Origin of the sequence: Rhodoferax sp. UBA5149, from assembly GCF_002413825.1 — a bacterium.
Lineage (GTDB): Bacteria > Pseudomonadota > Gammaproteobacteria > Burkholderiales > Burkholderiaceae_C > Rhodoferax.
Genome location: NZ_DHXT01000068.1, coordinates 7494 through 10130, shown reverse-complemented (window position 1 = coordinate 10130; position 2637 = coordinate 7494). Strand labels below are relative to the sequence as shown.

The window sequence follows — 2637 nt, the reverse complement described above, 5'->3', positions numbered from 1 at the left end:
GACTACGTGGGAAGTCCCAGTAGGAGTGAGTGGGGAAAAAACCTCCCGGCGGGAGCCAATGAAAAGGTCGCAACTCATGCTCTGACAGACACCCATCAGACCCCGGCGGGAGCCCCCCATGCCTGAACAACAAACCCAACCCGCCTACGAACACAACGGCCACTTGGTCAGCGCCGAAGCGTTCTACAAAATAGCCTGTGACCCGCGCCGCAGCGTCGCCGTGGAAGCCTGCGCCGGCGCCGGAAAAACCTGGATGCTGGTCTCGCGCATCGTGCGCGCGCTGCTCGACGGCGTCGATCCCAAGGACGGCCAGCTCCGGGTGCAGCCGCACGAGATTCTGGCCATCACCTTCACCAAGCGCGCCGCCAGCGAGATGCGCGAGCGGCTCTACAAATGGCTGGCCGACTTCGCGGCGGCGGATCACGAAACGCTGGTGAAAGAGCTGCAAGACCGCGGTGTCTTGATTAAAAACGAGCTCCAGCCCCCGTCCATGCTGCCTGAGCAGCTATCAAAACTGTATCAAAGCATGCTGGAGAGCGGGCGACAGGTGCAGGTCCGCACCTTCCACAGCTGGTTTGCCGCCTTGCTGCGCACGGCGCCGCTGGCCGTCTTGCAACAGATGGAGTTGCCCGCCAACTACGAGTTGCTGGAAGACGACGCACCGGCCAAGGCGCTGGTGTGGCGGCGGTTCTATGCGGCGCTGGTGGCGCAGGGCGAGCTCAGCAGCAGCCTGAAGGCCGACTTCGAAGCGGTGGTGTTTGAGCACGGCCGCTCGCAGACCGAAAAAGCCTTGCAGACGGCGCTGGACAAGCGCACCGAGTTCGCCCTGGCCGACGCCCAAGGCGTGGTGGACGAGTCGGTCGTGCATTTTTCCGACCAGTACCCCGAGTTCGCCTGGCTGGATGCACCCGATGACTTTTTGCGCGCCGACCCGCTGCGCTGGCAGACCCTGCTGGATGCGGCACGAGCGCTGGGCGGCGCCAGCGCCAAGACCTTCTCCGCCAAAGGGGTGGAGCTGGAAATGGCGCTCTCAAACGGGGACCTGGCGGGGGCCTTCGCCGCCTTGCTGACCGAGAAGGGCACGCCGCGCAAGTTCGGCGAAAAGATCGCCGGCATAGCGCGGGTGCGCGACGCGCAAGAGCTGGTGCTGCGCGTGGTGGCGGCGCGCCTGCAGCATGCGGCCTGGCTTTACCAGCAACGCATGGCGCGGCTCACGCGCGAGCTGCTCAAGGAATTTTCCGCACTCAAGCGCGAGCACGGCTGGGTCGACATGAATGACGTCGAGCGTGCCGCCCTGGTGATGCTGAGTGATCCTATCCTGTCGGGCTGGGTGCAGGAGCGCCTGGACGCCCGCATCAAACACCTGCTGATCGACGAGTTTCAGGATACCAACCCCCTGCAGTGGCAGGCGCTGCGGGCGTGGCTCAGCGGCTACGCGGGCGCGGGCGGTGGGGCCAGTGGCGGCGTTGGCGCCACGGCGCCCAGCGTCTTCATCGTGGGCGACCCCAAGCAAAGCATTTACCGCTTCCGCCGGGCGGAACCCCAGGTGTTCAAGGCGGCCAAGGCCTTTGTGCGCGACGGCCTGGGTGGCGACTTGCTGAGTTGCGACCACACCCGGCGCAACGCCACCGGCGTCATCGCCACCGTCAACGCCGCTATGGGTGACGCGGCCCAGGCCGATGGCTATGAAGGCTTTCGCCCGCACACCACCAGTTCCTCGCAGGCGGGTCTGGTCTGCCAATTGCCGCCCATCCCACGCTCGGCACGCCAGGCGGAAGCCGCCGCGGATGACGCATGGCGCGACAGCCTCACGACCCCGCGCGAACTGCCGGAAGAAACCCTGCGCACGCTGGAGGCGCGCCAGGCTGCGCACTGGATTGCACAGCAGCTCGCCAGCGTCGATGCCAGCGGAGCAAGCGCCGGCCTGCAGCCCGCCGATGTCATGGTGCTGTCGCGCAAGCGGGCCGCTCTGATGCCCTTGCAGGACGAGTTGCGCCGCCTGCACATCGCCGCTCAGATCGGCGAAAAAACCGATCTCATCGACTGCTGCGAAGTGCTGGACCTGGTGGCCCTGCTCGATGTGCTGGTGTCGCCGCAGCACGACTTGTCGTTGGCGCGCGTGCTCAAGTCGCCCTTGTTCGGCATGGGCGATGAGGCCCTGGTGCAGCTCGCGCTGCAGCAACGCGAGGTGAACCTGCCCTGGTTTGATTTGCTACAAAAAACAGAGCTGCTCACGCAGGATGGACGAGGGCTAGCAGCTGTTTTAATCCAATGGAAAGGCTGGCTCCGCCAGTGGCCGCCACATGACGCGCTGCAAGCCATCTATAGCGACGGCGACGTGCTGGCGCGCTTCGGCGCGGCGGCGCCCGCCAACCAGCGCGACGCGGTGCTGGCCAATCTGCGCGCGCTGCTTGGCGTCTCGCTGCAACTGGGCGGCGGGCGTTTCGCCACGCCCTATGCCTTTGTGCGTGCCCTCAAGGCCGGGGGCGTGCTGGCGCCCGCGGCAGTGAATCCGCTGGCGGTGCGTCTGCTCACCATCCACGGCGCCAAGGGGCTGGAGGCGCAGGCCGTGCTCCTGCTCGACACCGACACCCCCGAGCGCAACGCCGAGACCATGGGCGTGCTGGTGGACTGGCC

General features: G+C 66.5%; 1 protein-coding gene. It reads left to right on the top strand.

Features of this window, described 5'->3' with window-relative positions:
• Positions 1 to 118: 118 nt before the first annotated feature.
• A partial coding sequence (locus B3V69_RS05695; protein ID WP_296444610.1) for a UvrD-helicase domain-containing protein occupies positions 119 to 2637 on the top strand: 2519 nt, incomplete at its 3' end.